Origin of the sequence: Rhizobium sp. Root149 (assembly GCF_001427345.1) — a bacterium.
Lineage (GTDB): Bacteria > Pseudomonadota > Alphaproteobacteria > Rhizobiales > Rhizobiaceae > Neorhizobium > Neorhizobium rhizoryzae.
This window is the reverse complement of sequence record NZ_LMGD01000022.1, coordinates 39804-58111: the sequence shown is the minus strand read 5'-3', so window position 1 is coordinate 58111 and position 18308 is coordinate 39804. Positions and strand designations below refer to the sequence as shown.

General features: G+C 59.4%; 19 protein-coding genes. 11 read left to right on the top strand and 8 right to left on the bottom strand.

What is annotated here, in order from left to right; translation table 11 throughout:
* Positions 1–640 precede the first annotated feature (640 nt).
* Together ASD54_RS18540 and rpmB are read right to left on the bottom strand one after the other, a co-directional pair.
* Positions 641–1276 carry a VUT family protein gene (locus ASD54_RS18540; protein ID WP_062556042.1) on the bottom strand — a complete coding sequence of 212 codons (636 nt, stop codon included), beginning with the start codon at positions 1274–1276 and terminating at the stop codon, positions 641–643.
* A gap of 114 nt (positions 1277–1390) precedes the next feature.
* Positions 1391–1681: a 50S ribosomal protein L28 gene (gene rpmB / locus ASD54_RS18535; protein ID WP_062556041.1), complete on the bottom strand. Its 291-nt coding sequence runs from the start codon at positions 1679–1681 to the stop codon at positions 1391–1393.
* Between the two features lie 250 nt (positions 1682–1931).
* Here rpmB and ASD54_RS18530 point away from each other — a divergent pair, with 250 nt between their 5' ends.
* Positions 1932–2708: a DUF3108 domain-containing protein gene (locus ASD54_RS18530; RefSeq protein WP_062556040.1), complete on the top strand. Its 777-nt coding sequence runs from the start codon at positions 1932–1934 to the stop codon at positions 2706–2708.
* 48 nt (positions 2709–2756) lie between these two features.
* Positions 2757–3647 carry an EamA family transporter gene (locus ASD54_RS18525; RefSeq protein ID WP_062556039.1) on the top strand — a complete coding sequence of 297 codons (891 nt, stop codon included), beginning with the start codon at positions 2757–2759 and terminating at the stop codon, positions 3645–3647.
* Between the two features lie 3 nt (positions 3648–3650).
* On the opposite strand, the gene ASD54_RS18520 is transcribed toward ASD54_RS18525, so the two are convergent.
* Together ASD54_RS18520 and gloB are read right to left on the bottom strand one after the other, a co-directional pair.
* Positions 3651–4073 carry a cupin domain-containing protein gene (locus ASD54_RS18520; RefSeq protein WP_062556038.1) on the bottom strand — a complete coding sequence of 141 codons (423 nt, stop codon included), beginning with the start codon at positions 4071–4073 and terminating at the stop codon, positions 3651–3653.
* Positions 4070–4843 (bottom strand): hydroxyacylglutathione hydrolase, encoded by a 774-nt coding sequence (gloB, locus tag ASD54_RS18515; protein ID WP_062556037.1) that lies wholly within the window; start codon positions 4841–4843, stop codon positions 4070–4072. Before gloB ends, ASD54_RS18520 begins: the two co-directional genes overlap by 4 nt.
* Before the next feature lie 88 nt (positions 4844–4931).
* On the opposite strand from gloB, the gene ASD54_RS18510 reads away from it, so the two are divergent.
* The 3 genes from ASD54_RS18510 to ASD54_RS18500 all read left to right on the top strand — a co-directional run bounded on the left by ASD54_RS18510 (position 4932) and on the right by ASD54_RS18500 (position 7811).
* The gene (locus tag ASD54_RS18510) at positions 4932–5675 is read left to right on the top strand and encodes a class I SAM-dependent methyltransferase (protein WP_062556036.1); all 744 of its coding nucleotides are present in this window, start codon (positions 4932–4934) and stop codon (positions 5673–5675) included.
* 103 nt (positions 5676–5778) lie between these two features.
* The gene (gene hisC, locus ASD54_RS18505; RefSeq protein ID WP_062556035.1) at positions 5779–6885 is read left to right on the top strand and encodes a histidinol-phosphate transaminase; all 1107 of its coding nucleotides are present in this window, start codon (positions 5779–5781) and stop codon (positions 6883–6885) included.
* Positions 6882–7811, top strand: a complete 930-nt coding sequence (locus ASD54_RS18500) for a prephenate/arogenate dehydrogenase family protein (protein WP_062556034.1) — start codon at positions 6882–6884, stop codon at positions 7809–7811. Before hisC ends, ASD54_RS18500 begins: the two co-directional genes overlap by 4 nt.
* 15 nt (positions 7812–7826) lie before the next feature.
* Here ASD54_RS18500 and ASD54_RS18495 read toward each other — a convergent pair whose 3' ends face one another.
* The gene (locus ASD54_RS18495) at positions 7827–8831 is read right to left on the bottom strand and encodes a DUF2125 domain-containing protein (RefSeq protein ID WP_062556283.1); all 1005 of its coding nucleotides are present in this window, start codon (positions 8829–8831) and stop codon (positions 7827–7829) included.
* Between the two features lie 51 nt (positions 8832–8882).
* On the opposite strand from ASD54_RS18495, the gene ASD54_RS18490 reads away from it, so the two are divergent.
* Entirely contained in the window at positions 8883–9428 is a 546-nt protein-coding gene (locus ASD54_RS18490) for a gamma-glutamylcyclotransferase (RefSeq protein WP_062556033.1), read from the top strand.
* Between the two features lie 177 nt (positions 9429–9605).
* Positions 9606–10478, top strand: coding sequence for a 3-hydroxybutyryl-CoA dehydrogenase (locus tag ASD54_RS18485; protein WP_062556032.1), 873 nt, complete (start codon positions 9606–9608; stop codon positions 10476–10478).
* 25 nt (positions 10479–10503) lie between these two features.
* Here ASD54_RS18485 and ASD54_RS18480 read toward each other — a convergent pair whose 3' ends face one another.
* Positions 10504–11163, bottom strand: coding sequence for a TlpA disulfide reductase family protein (locus tag ASD54_RS18480; protein WP_062556031.1), 660 nt, complete (start codon positions 11161–11163; stop codon positions 10504–10506).
* Positions 11164–11186: 23 nt separating this feature from the next.
* On the opposite strand from ASD54_RS18480, the gene argH reads away from it, so the two are divergent.
* The 4 genes from argH to ASD54_RS18460 all read left to right on the top strand — a co-directional run bounded on the left by argH (position 11187) and on the right by ASD54_RS18460 (position 17042).
* The gene (argH, locus tag ASD54_RS18475; RefSeq protein WP_062556030.1) at positions 11187–12590 is read left to right on the top strand and encodes an argininosuccinate lyase; all 1404 of its coding nucleotides are present in this window, start codon (positions 11187–11189) and stop codon (positions 12588–12590) included.
* 78 nt (positions 12591–12668) lie between these two features.
* On the top strand, positions 12669–12866 hold the full coding sequence (locus ASD54_RS18470) for a hypothetical protein (RefSeq protein WP_062556029.1): 198 nt from the start codon (positions 12669–12671) through the stop codon (positions 12864–12866).
* 15 nt (positions 12867–12881) lie between these two features.
* Positions 12882–14150 (top strand): diaminopimelate decarboxylase, encoded by a 1269-nt coding sequence (gene lysA / locus ASD54_RS18465; protein WP_062556028.1) that lies wholly within the window; start codon positions 12882–12884, stop codon positions 14148–14150.
* A gap of 174 nt (positions 14151–14324) precedes the next feature.
* The gene (locus ASD54_RS18460; protein ID WP_062556027.1) at positions 14325–17042 is read left to right on the top strand and encodes a TIGR02302 family protein; all 2718 of its coding nucleotides are present in this window, start codon (positions 14325–14327) and stop codon (positions 17040–17042) included.
* A gap of 159 nt (positions 17043–17201) precedes the next feature.
* Here ASD54_RS18460 and ASD54_RS18455 read toward each other — a convergent pair whose 3' ends face one another.
* Positions 17202–17576: a response regulator gene (locus ASD54_RS18455; RefSeq protein ID WP_062556026.1), complete on the bottom strand. Its 375-nt coding sequence runs from the start codon at positions 17574–17576 to the stop codon at positions 17202–17204.
* Between the two features lie 123 nt (positions 17577–17699).
* The gene (gene hpt, locus ASD54_RS18450; protein ID WP_062556282.1) at positions 17700–18245 is read right to left on the bottom strand and encodes a hypoxanthine phosphoribosyltransferase; all 546 of its coding nucleotides are present in this window, start codon (positions 18243–18245) and stop codon (positions 17700–17702) included.
* Positions 18246–18308: the final 63 nt, after the last annotated feature.

Here is an 18308-nt window from a genome sequence, read left to right as displayed (position 1 = left end):
TCCGATCGGTCACGCCGCAGCCTAAAAAAACTTGGTCTTCCCAAATTTTTTCGCCCCTCACTCCGCCACCCCCTCGCACTCATGTTTCAATTCCCTCGTTCCGCAACGGTTACACCAGCAGGCGTGCTGGCGATGCGGAGCCGGCGCGGGCGTGAAGGGCAAGACGCAAAACCTTCTCGTCCGGGTTCGCGGAAAATGGTCTCCCTCTGGCGACACGGGGGAAATGGCAGGCGACGGATTCCAGCCTGTTGTTTCATCTCCGAACTGGCGCGTCAGGCGTGCCTGTGTGGCACACATGGGGAATGGTGTCGGGAAGGTCTGTCGGTTCAATCCGCCGGATCACCGGGAGCCGATAGGTTTCAACAAACCTTTCCGGCAGCCATTCCAGGCAGAGAGACCGAAGTCGCGGGCATAAACCGCTGAACGGGGCGCTGAGAGGTGTCACCTTCTTTTACCATATCGAGGCAGCCTTCAGTGCCCCGACCGAATACCCCGTATCCCGACACGATACGGCCCGAACTGACCTTCACACCACGGGCAGGTTCTGCCGCGTGAATACGAGAACGTGCCCGAAATGGACGCGGGTTCTTAGACAACAGATCCAAAAGCCATTCCGAAAATACGGAATCGCCAGTTCTATTCACACAGTCTTTGCAGGCGGCATTGGCTTCAGGACGCTCATCAGGGCGCCATAGGGCAGGAGCATCAGGAGCCCGACGATTAGCTTCACGGCAAAGTCACCAATGGCCCAGGAGATCCAGCGCGGTGCTTCCGTGGCAAAGACGCCCAGAATCGGCGCGGAGCCGATAGCGAAGTCATCATTTGCGCCCAGAAAGCCGAAGACCGGCGCGAAGGAGAGCGAGAAGAACAGCAGCGTATCCAGCGCCGAACCCAACATGGAACCGGCCAGCGGCGCCTGCCACCAGCTTTGACGCCGCAGCTGGTTGAACACGGAGATATCCAGCAATTGCCCGACCAGATAGGCCGTGCCGGATGCCATCGCGATACGGGGCATGGATGTGTAGAAGGAGAGTGCAACACCGACCACGAAACCGGCGAACACGACGCGGCGGGCAATCTTTGGCCCGAACTGGCGGTTCGTCAGGTCTGTGACGAGGAAGGCGGCGGGGTAGGTGAAAGCGCCCCAGGTCAGAAGATCGCTCAGATTGATGCCGAACACTGTGCCGGGCATCGGAAACTGGACGAGATAATTCGACGAGACGACGACAAGCGTCATCAGGGCAATGTAGATGGAGGTCGCGCGCAGATACTGCATTTTTTTACCCTGGGTGATGCCACCAGCTGGAGGACGACAATAGACAACAGAAAAGGCCTGCACGGACGAGCCGCCAAGCCTTCACTGAAATTCGGACGCTATCGCGAACGTGAATTAAGCGGCTTCAGCCGTCTTCTTCACGATCTGGCGGCGCAGGAGGCGAGCGCGCATGGACAGCTCGGTCTCGTCAGCCTTCAGAAGGAAAGCATCGAGGCCGCCACGATGCTCAACAGAGCGCAGGGCATGAGCAGAAACGCGCAGACGGTAACGCTGGCCGAGAGCATCGGAAATCAGCGTAACGTGGCACAGGTTCGGCAAGAACCGACGCTTCGTCTTGTTGTTGGCGTGGCTGACATTGTTGCCCGACTGGACGCCCTTACCGGTCAATTCGCAAACACGGGACATGGGTACACCTTTGTTCTTCTTTGCAATTGAATGGGGTTTCGGACAAAGTCCGGCCTGCCGATCCAACTGGTCCTGATTGGAAAGTTGCGGTTCTATAGTCAGTGGGGGCGGTGCCGTCAAGTCATTCCTGGGCACAAACATCCTTAAATGACTCAGAAATCCGGCACTTGGCCGCTTCGCTTCGCTATTTTGTTGCCACAGTGCAAAGGTTATAGAATTGTTAACATCATCCGTTTTTGAAGAGTAGACCATGCTCAAGCAAGGCCGAAGCATTCTCATCCTGACTGTCGCTGCCTTGGGTCTGGCTGCGCAACCGGCGGTGCCCGCCTCCATCCGCCATGTCAGCGAATACGACATCTCGCTTGGCCTGCTGCCGATCGCCACTGCGTCTTTCGCCAGCGAATTCAACGCGAAAGACTACAAGATCGCTGGATCCTTCAAGTCTGCGGGGCTCGTCAATCTATTCAGCCGCATCTCCGCCGATACCGATGTGACGGGGGTTGTGCAGGGCAAGAAGCTGCAGACCGGCAGCTACAAACTCACCTATACGCGTGGGAAGAAAACCCGCATCTACAATGTGGGTTATCGGAATGGCGATGTGGTCTCCACCTCCATTTCGCCTGAACCGGGCACGCGCCCGGCCAGTTGGGTGCCGGTCACCGAAGCGGATCTTCGTTCGGTCATGGACCCGATTTCGGGTCTGATTTTCCCGGATGGCGCCTCTGTCTGCCCATCGCGCATGCAGGTTTATGACGGTGAGTCGCGCATGGATCTCGTGCTTTCGCCAAAGGGTTCGAAGCCGTTCTCGACCAAGGGTTTCAAGGGCGATGCGCTGGTTTGCGAGGTGCGCTATGAACCAAAAGCCGGCTATCGCAAGGGGCGCAGCGATATCGAGTTCCTGAAGAAGCAGCGCATGGAAGTGTGGTTTGCAAAGGCAGAGGGCGCTAATGTATACGCTCCCGTCTATGCACGCATTCCGACCAAGGTCGGCGATGTCTATGTAACGGCAACGAAATACGGCGGTTAAGGGTGCCTGTGCCCGTTCCGCCCGATGGGGCAGATCGAAGGGGCGGGGATGAAGGTTCGGGGAACGCTGATTGGCTTTACGGCCATTCTCATGTGGTCGCTGCTGGCACTGATGACTGCCGCCTCCGGCACCATGCCACCGTTTCAGCTGGCTGCAATCACCTTTGCCATCGGCAGCCTGCCAGGCGTCTTGCTGCTGGCGGTCAAGCCGGAGCGGATCAAGCTTTTGAGGCAGCCGCCAAAGGTCTGGCTCATCGGCATTGGCGGTCTGTTCGGCTATCACGCGCTGTATTTCACAGCCTTGCGAAATGCCCCGGCGGTCGAAGCGGGTCTGATCGCCTATCTCTGGCCGCTGCTGATCGTGGTGGGTTCGGCGCTTTTGCCGGGTGAACGCCTGCGCTGGTTCCATGTGGCCGGTGCGATTGCCGGTCTTGCCGGAACCTTCGCCATCATTTCCCGCTCGGGCCTCAATTTTGATCAGGCCTATCTCTTGGGCTATGGTGCGGCCTTTCTCTGCGCCTTCACCTGGTCCGGCTATTCGCTGTTGACCCGGCGTTTCGAGGCGGTTTCCACCGATGTCGTGACCGGCTTCTGCCTCGCCACATCAGCGCTTTCTTTCCTCTGCCATCTGGCTCTGGAAACGACCGTCTGGCCTGCCAATGGCAGCGAATGGGCCGCCGTGATCGGTCTTGGCCTGCTGCCGGTCGGCGCTGCGTTCTACGCCTGGGATTACGGCGTGAAAAACGGCGATATCCAGATTCTGGGTGCAGCCAGCTATGCAGCACCGCTGCTCTCGACCCTCATCCTCACGCTCTTCGGCTTTGCGGAACCAAGTCTCAGGATTGGTCTCGCCTGCCTGCTGATTACCGGTGGTGCCATGCTGGCGGCAAAGGAGATGATCCGGCGGAAGCCTAAGCGAAGCGAAGCCCCCGCTGAATAAACGTTATGTGCCCGGCTCCCAGCCGGGTTCGGCCATCTCGAATTTCGAGAATTCGAAGCCGGGTGAAACGGTGCAGCCGACGAGGGTGAAGGCACCCATGGGTTCGGCCGACTGCCATTCATTGGCCTCGACGATGACCTGCGGTCTCTGGCCCTGTTGCAGATCCGGACCGAGAATGGCTTCACGCGGGTTCTCGCTATCCTTTGCCAGCCGAAGCTTCAACGGATAGCCCGCATAGAAATGCCAGACTTCGACTGCGTCCGTGACCCGATGCCAGTGAGAACGCTCACCCTGTTCCAGCAGATAGTAGATGGCAGTCGAGTGTCCGCGCTGCCCGCCATTCGTGTCGCGGAAGGTTTCGACATACCAGCCACCTTCCGGGTGACGCTGCATGCCGAGTGTCTCTATGATCTCGGCTGCTGTCACTTGAAGTTGTCCTTGCGCTTGCGCAGTTCGGCGAAAACATCCTCATTGGTGGCGCCTTCCATGACCAGATGGCGGCGGATGTCAGGATCTGCCACGCGCAGGAAAGGATTGGTTTCCTTTTCCAGCCCCATCATGGTGGGTATCGTGAACTTGCCTTCGGCGCGCAATTCATCGATCTGGCGGGCGCGTCGCTGAAGCACTTCGTTGCTACCGTCCACGCTCAGCGCAAAGCGGGCATTGGATTGCGTATACTCATGGCCAAAGTAGATGGCCGTCTCATCCGGCAGTACGGCCAGTTTCTGGAAGGAATGCCACATATCGGCGGCGGTTCGCTCAAACAGGCGCCCACAGCCCAGCGCGAAAAGCGTATCGGCGGCAAACAGGATCTTGTCTTCAGGGAAATGGAAACAGATGTGGCCCGCGGTGTGCCCCGGCGTTTCGAACACCCGAACCGGATGTTCGCCGAACTGAAACTCATCGCCATCCCCGACCGTACGATCAAGGCCCGGAATGGCAACCGCTTCGTTGATCGGGCCGATGATCTCGCAGCCATAGCGCTCCTTCAGCGCCAGATTGGCCTCGACGTGATCGGTGTGGTGATGGGTGGTGAAAATATGGGTAATCTTCCAGCCGCGCTTTTCCGCTGCCGTGACGATCGGCCCTTCCTCGGGAGCATCGATGCAGGCCGTCAATCCGCTTTCGGGATCGTGGACCAGAACGCCATAATTATCGCTTCGGCATGTAAAGACTTCGATTTCCAGAGGTTTCATTCGCCAGACCCGTTGCGCTGCACTGTTTGCGACACAATGTAGAGACAGACGACTTGAAGTCCAACCTCCCATCGGTCAGGTTTGGGAAATGCACGCCGATATTGTCGATCTCAGAGAATTCTATCATTCGCCGCTGGGTGCCTTTGCCGAGCATTCCATCGGTATGGCCCTGAGTTCGCTCTGGGCGCGGCTTCCGGAAGAGCGGCTGGTGGGGCTGGGCTATGCCGTTCCCTATATCGAGCGCTTCAAGGCTGATACGGAGCGCACATTTGCCTTCATGCCGGCAGGGCAGGGGGCGGTAAACTGGCCGGTCGGCGATCTTTCCTCGACGGCGCTGGTGTTCGAGGAGGAGCTGCCGCTGCCGGATTCCTCCATCGATCGCATCCTGATGGTGCATTCGCTGGAATTTGCCGAAAATCCGCGCGAGACCCTGAAAGAGATGTGGCGGGTGCTGGCGCCGGGTGGGCGGCTGGTCATCGTCGTGCCGAACCGGCGCGGGGTCTGGGCGCGCATGGAGCATACGCCCTTCGGTTCCGGACGGCCCTATTCACGCCGGCAACTGACGAACCTGCTGCGGGAGACAAATTTCACCCCCGCCGCCAGCGCGGAAGCGCTGTTCTTTCCGCCGTCGAAGGTGCGGGCCGTCCTCAAGCTTCGTCACGGGCTGGAACGCGTCGGTCGAAGGCTTTGGCCTGCCTTTTCGGGCGTTCTTATTCTGGAAGCGCAGAAGCGCCTCTATCAGGGGCTTCCCGTTGCGGCACGCGCATCCCGTCGCGTCTTCGTGCCCGTGCTTGGCGCACAGGGCGTTCCGACGACCAGAAGCCGCAGTTGAGGTCATGCCTGAGTTGAAGTCGGCCCCGGCCTCGTCTGGCCTCGACAAAAGCGGCTGACCGGATTAAGGGCGAAGGGTCTAATTTATGGAAGGTTCCTGTCCCATGGATACAGCCGTGCTGAAGCCCGTTCCCCGCCCCGGAATCATGGATATCGCCGCCTACGTGCCGGGTAAGGAACATGCGCCGGGCGTGGCCCGCGTGTTCAAGCTTTCCTCCAACGAGACGCCGCTGGGTGCCAGCCCAAGCGCCATCGATGCATTTCGTCAGACAGCGGGTCATCTGGAAATCTATCCGGACGGTCAGGCGAACCAGTTGCGCGGCGCGATTGCCGAAACGCACGGCCTGAACCCGGCGAACCTGATGTGCGGCAACGGCTCGGACGAGCTTCTGGGCCTGCTGTGCCACGTCTATCTGGGCCAGGGCGATGAGGCGATCATCACCGAGCACGGCTTTCTCGTCTACAAGATCCAGATCATGGGTGCCGGTGCCACGCCGGTCACGGTGAAGGAGAAAGAGGCCCGCGTTGACGTGGACGCCATTCTCGCAGCCGTCACGCCGAAGACGAAGATGGTGTTTATCGCCAATCCCGGCAATCCGACCGGTACCTATGTTCCTGCTGCGGAAGTGCGCCGTCTGCATGCTGGCCTTCCGAAGAATGTGATCCTGGTTCTTGATGCCGCCTATGCTGAATATGTGCACGAGCATGACTACGAAGCGGGTATCGAGCTCGTTTCGTCCAGCCAGAATGTTGTGATGACCCGTACCTTCTCCAAGGCTTACGGTCTGGCCGCACTGCGCGTGGGCTGGATGTACGGCCCTGCCGATATCCTCGATGCACTGAACCGTATTCGCGGGCCGTTCAACATGAATGCGCCTGCCATTGCCGCAGGGTCCGCTGCCATGCGCGATCAGGCATTTATCGCAAAGGCTGTCGCTCACAACGATGAATGGCTAGCCAAGCTCACCAAGGCCTTCGAGGAAATGGGGCTGACTGTTACGCCGTCGGTGACCAATTTCGTTCTCATCCACTTCCCGGATGTCGATGGCAAGCGCGCGCCGGACGCCGATGAGTTCCTCACCAGCCGCGGCTACATCCTGCGCGCCGTAAAGGGCTATGGTTTCCCGAATGCGCTGCGCATGACGGTGGGTTCGGAAGAAGCCAATCTTGGCGTGATTGCCGCAATGCGTGAATTTCTGGGCAAGGCATGAGCGGCATTCTGTTTGACCGGATCGCGCTCATCGGCATCGGTCTGATCGGCTCATCGATTGCGCGCGACATCAAGGCGCTGGGTCTGGCGGGCGAAGTGGTGATCTCCACCCGCAGCCCCGAAACGCTGAAGCGCGCCGAAGAGCTTGCACTCGGCGATCGCTACACGACCTCAGCGGCAGAGGCGGTTCGCGATGCGGATCTCGTTATCGTCTCCGTTCCGGTCGGTTCTTCCGGCCTCGTGGCGGAGCAGATCGCACCGAACCTGAAGCCAGGTGCGATCCTGACCGATGTCGGCTCAACGAAGGCCTCCGTGATCGCGCAGATGGCACCGCATGTGCCGGAAGGCGTTCATTTCATTCCGGGCCACCCGCTGGCCGGCACGGAGAAATCCGGTCCGGATGCCGGTTTCGAAGGCCTGTTTCGCGGACGCTGGTGCATTTTCACGCCTCTGCCGGAAACGGATGAGGCAGCTCTCGGTCGTCTGCGCAATTTCTGGATCGCGCTCGGTTCCAAGATCGACGAGATGGACCCGCAGCATCATGACAAGGTGCTGGCGATCGTCTCTCACCTGCCGCACATCATTGCCTACAATATCGTGGGCACGGCGGACGATCTGGAGACCGTGACGGAATCGGAAGTCATCAAATATTCCGCGTCCGGTTTCCGTGACTTCACCCGTCTGGCGGCGTCAGACCCCACGATGTGGCGGGATGTGTGCCTGCATAACAAGGATGCCATCCTCGAAATGCTGGCGCGGTTCTCCGAGGATCTGGCCTATCTGCAGCGGGCAATCCGCTGGGGCGAGGGCGACAAGTTGTTCGAATTGTTCTCGCGCACCCGTACCATTCGCCGTTCCATCGTTCAGGCGGGCCAGGACGTGGACGCGCCCGACTTTGGCCGCCACGCGCTGGACCCGAAGGCCTGACGAGATACGAAGCCGTTATAGCGGCGGGATCTCGCCAATTGCGATGAAGCCGCCGAGGATGACCTTGCCGTTGTTCAGGGTCAGGTCGATGGCGGCCCTGTCGCCGCCGCCGGTCATGGCAGAGAGCATTTTCGTGGCCGTGTCGACCGTCTTGGCCAATTGCGGGGCGCTGGCCTTGATCTGGTCACGCCAGGCGCTCAGCTTGTCGACTTCCACCCGCAGTTTTCCGGAAATGCGGCCATCGTCACCCACGGAGAATGGCCCGCTGATCGACAGCGCCTGACCATTGCCAAGGTCGATGCCAAGGCGGCGCATTTCGCCCTTGGTGCCATAGATACCTCGACCCGGATCCTGACCGGCGAGCAGGGCCGCTTTTCCGGCAAGCGTCACGTCACCGACTGCCGTGAAGCGCGGCACGATCTGCGGGGAGCCCTTTGCGGTCACATCCGTATCCTGCAGGGTGATGGCCGCATCAAGGTCGTTGCCATTCTGGCGCAGATGGGCCTCGGTATGGCCGACCTTGACGTCGAATGCCTGAGCGGTCTGGGTCGAAACGATACCGGTCATCAGACCCTTGATGACCGTGGAGCTACGATCCACACCGCCCAGCGTGGTGACGAGGCTGGACTGCAGGCTTTCCCATTGCGAAGAAGCGGCAATGCCGGTGCCGGTGCGGGTTTCCGCCGGACCATCCAGTTCCCAGACGATGTGGCTCGGCTGATAGATCTGCGCTGCGGAGCGCAATGCACCAAAGGTGGCAGCAACGCCATTGGTCTTGTCATCGATGGAGACTTTGGAGCAGAACAGGCCGATCCGGAACGGATAGCCGCGATATTCTGCATCCTGGCAGACAGCGGTAACGCCATGGCGCTGCTGATCGCCAAGCAGCGCAAGCGTCTTTTCCTTCAGCATTGATGCCGCATAGAACCATCCGGCCGTGTAGAGCCCGATCACCAGGAGAATGCCGGCTGCGAGTGCCCAAATCTTTGCACTCACGTTGCTTCGGCTTGACGCTGCCATGATGATCTCCAATGGTGCTTTGCAAAATGATTATGCGATGTGGCGTGCGATATGGACGAATTTTGGGTCTTTGGCTACGGCTCCCTCATGTGGAACCCCGGCTTTGCCTTTCAAGAGCGGATCAATGCATTGACCTTCGGCTATCGCCGCTCGCTCTGCGTTCGCTCCTATGTTCACCGGGGAACGCCCGAGCAGCCGGGGCTGGTGCTGGGGCTTGATCGAGGTGGTTCCTGCAAGGGTGTGGCCTTTCGGGTGGCTGAAGGCGATTGGCCGGAGGTGCTTGCCTATCTTCGCGAGCGAGAGCTGGTGACTAACGTGTATCTCGAAAAATCACTGCCGCTCGTGTTGCTCGATGGACGAAAGGTTCGCGCGACGGGTTACGTGATCGACAGAAATCATCCCCAGTATGCCGGCTCACTCGAAATCGATGAGGCGGCCCGGATTATCGCAGGAGCAACAGGCAAGTCCGGCCCAAACCACGCCTATGTTACGAATACAGTTGAGCATATGCGTGACATGGGGATTCGCGATGCCTGGCTGGAAGGGGTGGCGCAGTGTGTGGCCCGGACCATGAAAGGTGATTTTTTATCATCTTAATCATGGCGCCAACAATACGACTTGTTGTTCATGCGGCGTTGCAACAGGGCTGGTAAATTGCTGTTTCGGGCATTATCACTTGTACAGGGGCCAAAAGCTTATCTGTGCACGCAAGTTGTACGGCTGCGCATCACATGCGGGTCTCTTCAAAACCGCTTTCAATGAGAATGGGGCATCATGATCACGAATGTAGGAATCGTCGGCGCGGGACAGATGGGGTGTGGCATTGCGCATGTCTGCGCTCTGGCAGGCTACAAAGTCACGCTTTATGACCTTTCCGCCGAGCGGATCGAGGCAGGTCTTGCCACCATCAACGGAAACCTGGCGCGGCAGGTCAGCAATGGCAAGCTTGCCGACGAGGATCGCCGCGCGACCCTGTCCCGTATTCGTGGGACTGGCGATGTGCACGACTTCGCTTCCGCCGATCTGGTGATCGAGGCGGCAACTGAAGACGAGAGCGTCAAGCGCAAGATTTTCGCGCAAGTCTGCCCCGTTCTGAAGCCCGAAGCCCTGTTGGCAACCAATACATCGTCACTGTCCATTACGCGGCTTGCTTCCGCAACCGATCGCCCCGAACGCTTCATGGGTATTCACTTCATGAATCCGGTGCCGGTTATGAAGCTGGTGGAACTGGTGCGTGGTATTGCAACCGGCGAGGCAACTTTCACCAAGGCCAAGGAATTCGTAGCTTCTCTCGACAAAACAGTTACGGTTGCAGAAGATTTCCCGGCCTTCATCGTCAACCGCATACTTTTGCCGATGATCAACGAGGCGATTTATACGCTTTATGAGGGTGTCGGCTCGGTCGAGGCGATCGACACGGCCATGAAGCTGGGCGCGAACCATCCGATGGGACCGCTGCAGCTGGCGGATTTCATCGGTCTCGATACTTGTCTCTCCATCATGCAGGTTCTCTACGACGGCCTTGCCGACAGCAAGTATCGTCCGTGTCCGCTGCTGGTCAAATATGTCGAGGCTGGCTGGCTTGGCCGCAAGTCTGGTCGCGGCTTCTACGATTACCGTGGCGAAGTGCCGGTTCCAACACGCTGACTTTTCGACTGAAACTGTCGGCGCTTCAGAGCGCCGACACTTTTGCGATCATGTCCTTGGCCCGATCGCTATCCCAGTGGGCGGGGCCATTCATGGCGCCGATCAGGCAGCCTTTCCTGTTGACGATGAGTGTGACAGGCAGGCCGAAAGCAAGGCCTTCCTTTTTCAGCGCATTGAAGACGCCCATGGAACTATCCCGGTAATAGGCCAGATCGTGTACGCCTGTTTCCTGAAGAAAGGCCTTTGGCTTTTCATCACTGCCGGTATCGATGTTGATGGCAACGACTTCAAACCGATCGCTACCCTTGGCCTTCTGCAGATTGTTGAGTGCCGGCATTTCTTCCCGGCAGGGCACGCACCAGGTTGCCCAGAGGTTGACGAGAACCGTCTTGCCTTCGAAATTCGGCAGTTTCAGATCCTGCCCCGCTGGTCCTTTGAAGGCGAGTGACTGCAGCGGCCTTGGACTATCGACGCCCTTCATGGCCGCGATTTCGCCCGTCGCCAGATCAGAGACAAGCTTTGCCTGTTCGATTGCTCCTTCGCACTGGCCACCTGCTATTTCTGTGGCATTGCCAGAAGGGTCATGCTTCACGTATACCGCAACCGCACCCGCCAGGATTCCGGCGATGGCTGCGACGATAACCAGGCGGGCGGATGGCAGACCCAAGGGTCTCTTGTTCGACATTTACGACTCCAGGACGGATAATCATGGCTGACGGCACGAAGGATGCGGGTTCCTCCAACCAGATGTGGGGCGGGCGCTTTGCCTCCGGTCCGGATGCCATCATGGAGGAGATAAACGCCTCCATCGGCTTCGACAAGAAGCTCTACGCTCAGGATATCCGCGGCTCAATCGCGCATGCCACCATGCTGGCGAAACAAGGCATTATTTCCGGCGAAGATAAAGACAAGATCGTCGAAGGTCTGAACACGATCCTGTCAGAGATCGAGGCGGGTCGTTTCGAATTCTCGCGCAAGCTCGAAGACATTCACATGAACATCGAGGCACGCCTTGCAACGCTGATCGGCCCGGCGGCCGGACGCCTGCACACTGCGCGTTCCCGCAACGATCAGGTGGCGCTGGATTTCCGCCTGTGGGTGAAGGAAGAGCTGGTCAAGACGGATGCTGCGCTGACGGACCTCATTACAGCGCTCCTCGACAAGGCGGAAGAACACGCCGATACCGTGATGCCAGGCTTCACGCATTTGCAGACGGCGCAGCCGGTTACCTTCGGTCATCACTGCATGGCCTATGTGGAAATGTTCGGCCGCGACCGTTCGCGTGTACGCCACGCCATCGACCACATGGACGAATGCCCGATCGGTGCCGCCGCCTTGGCCGGCACCGGCTTCAAGATCGACCGCCACATGACGGCAGAAGCGCTCGGCTTCCGTTCGCCGACCCGCAATTCGATCGATACGGTGTCCGACCGCGATTTCGCGCTGGAGTTCCTGTCGGTTGCCTCCATCTGCGCGGTCCATCTGTCGCGCTTTGCCGAGGAAATCGTCATCTGGTCGACGCCGCAGTTTGGATTCATTCGCCTCTCGGATGCATTTTCGACCGGCTCCTCGATCATGCCGCAGAAGAAGAACCCGGATGCCGCCGAACTGGTGCGCGCCAAGACCGGCCGCATCAACGGTTCGCTGGTGGCCTTGCTCACCATCATGAAGGGACTTCCGCTCGCGTATTCCAAGGATATGCAGGAAGACAAGGAGCAGGTGTTCGACGCGGCGGAGAACCTGGAGCTTGCTGTTGCGGCCATGGCTGGCATGGTGCGTGACATGACGGTGCGTGTGGATCGCATGCGGGCTGCCGCCGGTTCGGGCTTTTCGACCGCGACCGACCTTGCCGACTGGCTGGTGCGCGAGGCGGGCCTGCCGTTCCGCGATGCACACCACGTGACCGGTCGCGCCGTCGCGCTTGCGGAACAGAAGGGATGCGATCTCGCCGATCTCAGCCTCGAAGACCTGAAGTCCATCCATGAGGCGATTACCGAGAATGTTTTCGACGTTCTGACGGTCGATGCCTCCGTGGCAAGCCGCACCAGCTTCGGCGGAACCGCTCCGTCGGAAGTGCGCAAGCAGATCGCCTGGTGGCGCGGACGCAACTGAAGACGTGAAGAAGTGACTGCACAAGCGGCAAGAACTTCGCTATGAACAGGCTGAAACTGCTGTTTTGAAGGATTTGGAATGTCCACCTTGCGCGTAATCGTTCGCATCACCGCTGTGATGTGCATTGCTGGTATCGTTGTCACCGGTTGTGGCCGAAAGGGCAATCTGGACAAACCCAGCACGCCGATCGAGCAGCAGAACCTGCGCAAAAACAGCAGCCAGCCGCAGCAGAATACGGCTCCGGATCGGCCCTTCCTGCTTGATCCGCTTCTCTAAATCCGAGTTATTGCCGTGAACCATTTTCAGTACATTGACGGCGTTCTGCACGCCGAAGGCGTTGCCATTCCGGACATCGCCAAGGCCGTTGGCACACCCTTTTATTGCTATTCCACGGCGACGTTGGAGCGGCATTACAAGGTGTTTTCGAAGGCCTTTGCCGATGTGGATGCCATGGTGTGTTATGCCATGAAGGCCAACTCTAACCAGGCGGTCTTGAAGACGCTCGGTCGGCTGGGCGCGGGCGTCGATGTGGTCTCCGGCGGTGAATTGCGTCGCGCTCTGGCGGCTGGAATTCCGGCGAGCCGCATCATGTTCTCCGGCGTCGGAAAGACGCCTGCGGAAATGGATCTGGCGCTTGAGGCAGGCATCTACTGCTTCAACGTGGAATCGGAGCCGGAACTCGAAATCCTGAACGTCCGGGCGCAGAAAATGGGCCGCAAGGCGCATGTCTCCTTCCGCATCAACCCGGATGTCGATGCGCGCACCCATGCGAAGATCTCGACCGGCAAAAAGGAAAACAAGTTCGGTATCTCCTATGAGCGGGCGCGTGCGGTTTATGCCCATGCGGCAACGCTTCCCGGCATTCATGTCAGCGGCATCGACATGCATATCGGTAGCCAGATCACCGAGCTTCAGCCGTTTGAAGATGCGTTCCGTCTGCTGCGCGAACTCGTCGAGACGCTGCGAACTGACGGTCACGCGATCGAGCACGTGGATATCGGCGGCGGGCTCGGCATCCCTTACCGCGAAGACAATTCGCCGCCGCCGCTGCCGGATGCCTATGCCGATATTGTCAAGGCGCAACTGCGAAGCCTCAATTGCAAGATCGTGACTGAGCCCGGTCGCCTGATTGTCGGCAATGCCGGTATTCTGGTGACAGAAGTCATCTTCGTGAAGGATGCTGGCGAAAAGACCTTCGTCATCGTGGATGGCGCGATGAACGATCTCATCCGTCCAACGCTTTATGAAGCCTATCATGGCATTCGCCCGGTCGTGCTTCCCGCCGCCGATGTGGAGCATATCAAGGCCGATGTCGTTGGCCCTGTGTGTGAAACCGGCGATTACCTGGCGCTTGACCGCGATATGGCGAAGCCCAATCCGGGCGATCTATTCGCGGTTGGCTCTGCCGGTGCCTATGGCGCAGTTCAGGCGGGAACCTATAATTCCCGCCTGCTGGTGCCAGAGGTTCTGGTCAAGGGCGATGAGTTCCACGTCATTCGTCCGCGCGGAACCTATGAGGAATTGATCGGCCTGGACAGTGTTCCGGCCTGGCTGGCCTGAGCGGTTTTTTCTGGCTGACCGTTCACATTTCAGAGAAATGGCGGGAAAGCGGCATCAAGTTTGGCGCTTCCCCTCGTCTTCGCCACAAAGGCTGGTATCTTCTGGCCAAGCGGCGGCGCTCTGGTTGCGTCGCTAATCGCCGGTTGACGCCGCCAGCTTCAGGAGACGGACCGCATGAGCCTTTCCCGCAAGGGCGCCTTTGAAACGCATCCGGCCTTGGCGCGCCGAGTCGCAACCAAGCGCTTCTTTGCGCGGCTCGTTCTCTTCCTCGAGCGGCTGGCGCCCAAGCTTCTCGCCCCGCTTTCCATTCTGGCTCTCGCGCTGTCCGTCGCGTGGTTTGGCCTGTTCCGGCTTATGCCAGACATTGCACGCTGGGCCGTCTTCTTCATCTTCATTTTTGCATTCCTGACATCTCTTCTGCCGCTCTCGCGCCTTCGCTGGCCTGCCGCCGCAGAGGCCGACCGGCTGCTGGAAAAGCGCAATCACCTGCCGCACCAGCCCGTGGGCGTGCAGGAAGATGAACCGGCCTTTGATTCCCCCTTCGCCCGGGCGCTCTGGAAAGAACACCAGATCCGCATGGCGCAAAGGATTGCGGATCTGGATGCCGGACTGCCGCAGCCGGATATCGCAAGCCATGACCGCTATGCGCTGCGCGCCATTCCAGCGCTTCTGGTCTTCGTGGCCTTTGCCTATTCCTATTCGAATGGTGGCGGCTCTGTTGCAGACATCGTCAGTCCGTCTGCTCCGCCCGCCAAGACCGACCCGGATCTGCGTATCGATGCGTGGCTGACGCCGCCGTCCTATACCGGTCGCGCCCCGATCTTCCTGACCGGCAACCAGTCGCCGACGCAGGACAAGATCATGGTGCCGCAATATTCGCAGCTGACCGTTCGAGTGACCGGTGGCGAAGGCGCTGAGTCGGTGAACTTCCTGCCCATGGAGGGTGGCGCACAGCGTGCGGTTCCCTTGCAGGATGAGCAGGCAAAGCCGGGGCAGACTGCACCCGGTTCGCAACCGCAGTCGACAGCACAGGCGACCCCCGCGCCCGCTAGCCCCGTGAATACGCCACGCACCTATGCCATGAAGATCAATGAAAGCGGCGATCTCTCTGTCAACGGCCAGCAGTGGCTGTTTGACGTCATTCCGGACAAGGTGCCGGAAATAGCCTTCGACAAGCCGCCGAGGCGCGCTGTCAACGGTGCGCTGGAGGTGATGGCCGTGGCGAAGGATGATTACGGGATCGTCAAGGCCGAGGCCAAAATAGAGCCAGTCGAACCGCCCGCGGAAGGCGCGAAGCCATTGTTTCCTGCACCTGAATTTCGGCTGACGCTGCCGCGACGCGGCAAGGAGCCGGAGATCCGCAGCACCACGAGCCGGGATCTGACGGAACATCCGCTCGCCGGCAAGCGGGTTCGCATCACGCTCGTTGCAACGGACGGCGCAGGGCAGGAGGGGCGCAGCGCGCCCGTGGAAATGATCATGCCCGGCAAGCGCTTTGTGGAGCCTCTGGCCGCAGCCGTGGCCGAGCAAAGGCAAGTCTTTGCGCTCGATACGCGACAGATGCCACGCGCATTGGCGCTCAACCAGGCGCTTTCGCTGCGTCCGGACGAAACGATACCGAACCTAAGTCACTATCTGCTGATCCGGTCGGCCCGCGAGCGCATGAAGCTTGCCCGAACGGAAGAGCAGTTGAAGGATACCGCTGCCTATCTGTGGGAAATAGCGCTTGGTATCGAGGATGGCGATCTCTCGCAGGCGGAACGCAGATTGCGCGATGCGCAGCAGGCACTTCAGGACGCGTTGCAGAACAATGCGTCGGAACAGGAAATCGCAAAGCTGATGCAGGAACTGCGTCAGGCCATGCAGAACTTCATGAACGAGCTTGCCCAGCGCATGCAGAACATGCCGCAGTCGCAGCAGAACATGCAGGCGCAGAATACGATCCGCCAGCGTGATTTGCAGCGGATGATGGACCAGATCGAAAATCTCGCCCGTTCCGGCAACCGCGACGCCGCGCAGCAGATGCTTTCCGAATTGCAGCGGATGATGAACAATCTGCAAGCTGGGCGGATGCAGCGCCCGCAGCAGGGTCAACAGCAGCAAAGCAATCCGATGCGTGAGCAGATCGACCGTCTCGGCGAGATCATGCAGGAGCAGCAGCGGCTGATGGACCAGACGCACCGCCTGAACGAGGCGCTGCGGGACCGCATGCAGCGCGGCAACCCGGACCAGCCCTATAATCAAGGGCAGAATCAGCAGGGCCAGAACCAGCAAGGTCAACAACAAGGCCAGCAGCAGGGCCAACAGGGCCAGAATGGGCAGCAGCAACCAGAGCAAATGACCGAGCAGCAGTTGCGCGAGGCATTGAAGCAGTTGCGGGCGCAGCAGGAGGGGCTCGGCCAGAAGCTGGATCAGTTGCAAAAGGGCCTGAAAGAACTTGGTATGGATCCCGGCCAGAACTTCGGTCAGGCCCAGAAAGAAATGGGCAATGCCGGCAAGGCACTTGGCAATGCCGAGGGTGATCAGGCCGTGGAAGGCCAGGGCAATGCGTTGAACGCCTTGCGGCAGGGCGCCCAGAACATGATGAACCAGATGATGCAGGCCATGCGCGGACAGCAGCCCGGCGAGGGCCAGGGGCAGGGCCAAGGTCCGGGGCAGGCTGGCCAAGGCAACCAGCAGGGTCGTGATCCGCTCGGTCGCGAAACGGGCGGTACGGATGGTTTGCCGGATACGCGTCTGCGGGTGCCGGATGAAATCGATGCGCAGCAGGCGCGACGCATTCTCGATGCCATTCGCGAAAAGCTGAACGATACGCTTCAGGGCACGATCGGCAATCCGATGTTCAATGACATGGAGCGCCGCTACCTCGAGCGTTTGCTGGAAACGCGGTGATTAAAGCGGGTCGCGATCTTTCAGATTCGCTCCTGACGCTTTTATCTCTTTGGTTTTTCGCATGTCGTCATCGCAAAACCGCTGCACACTTTTGCGCGACATACTAAAAGAGCCGCGGACGGGCCGCGGCTTCCTGCCATTCAAGCTAATCCGTCTTTATCAAGCGGCGCGGGAGGCTGTTGCCAAGGCCTGCGCTACAGCGCGGCGGATATCGGGCAGCGCAAAGGGCTTGTCAACGACATCGATGATCTTTGCCATCAGGTCGTCGGCGCGTTCGCGTTGTTCGGCATAACCGGTCATCAGCAGGATTTTCAGTTGCGGAAACTGATCGGCGGCACGGTGTGCCAGTTCGATGCCATCCATTACCGGCATGCGAATATCCGACAGGAGCAGATCGAAACTATCCTCATTCAGACGTTCCAGCCCCTCTGCACCATCGGCAGCTTCATAGGTCTCATGGCCGTCGAGACGGAGCGCGCGAGCAACGAAGGAGCGTAGCGAATCTTCGTCTTCGGTGATCAGGATCTTGGCCATGGCTTGGGTTACTCCGTGCATCAATTCGGGACCCAGATGACCTGTTTTTCCTTTTCGAGGAGTAAAGATTTGCCGGCACGGGGTGTTGATGGTTAACGCCCCGTGTCTTTCCGAGCCTCTGTTCTATTCTGCATCGCCCTTGACGACGCCGACGAATGGCAGTTCGCGGAAGGCGTAGGCGACATCCATGCCGTAGCCGACAACGAAGTAATCCGGGCATTCGAAGCCCACATAATCCGCTTCCAGCTTTTCCTTGCGCTTCACACTCTTGTCGAGAAGCACGGCAATGGTCACGTGGCGCGCGCCGCGTTCATAGAGCAGTTCCTTCGCAAACTTAAGGGTGCGACCGGACTCCAGAATGTCGTCGATCAGCAGAACGTCGCGGTCCTTGACGTCCGAATCGATATCCTTGACGATCCGAACGCCCTGGGAAACGGTGCCGGCGCCATAGCTGGAGAGGGTGATGAACTCGACTTCCGGCGCAAGACCGGTATCGTGCAGTGCGCGCAGTAGATCGGCTGCAAAGATGAACGAGCCCTTCAGAACGGCAATCACCAGCAGATCTTTTGTTGGGCCTTCGGCAATCTGCTTTGCCATGCTGCGGTTGCGCTCGGCAATCATTTCGGCGGTAAACAGCGGCTCGATAGTCTTGCCACGAACGACAGGCATCAGCGTCTCCTTGGACTTCCGGTGCGATTTTTCAGGATCTGCTCGCGGTGAACGGGCGCGCAT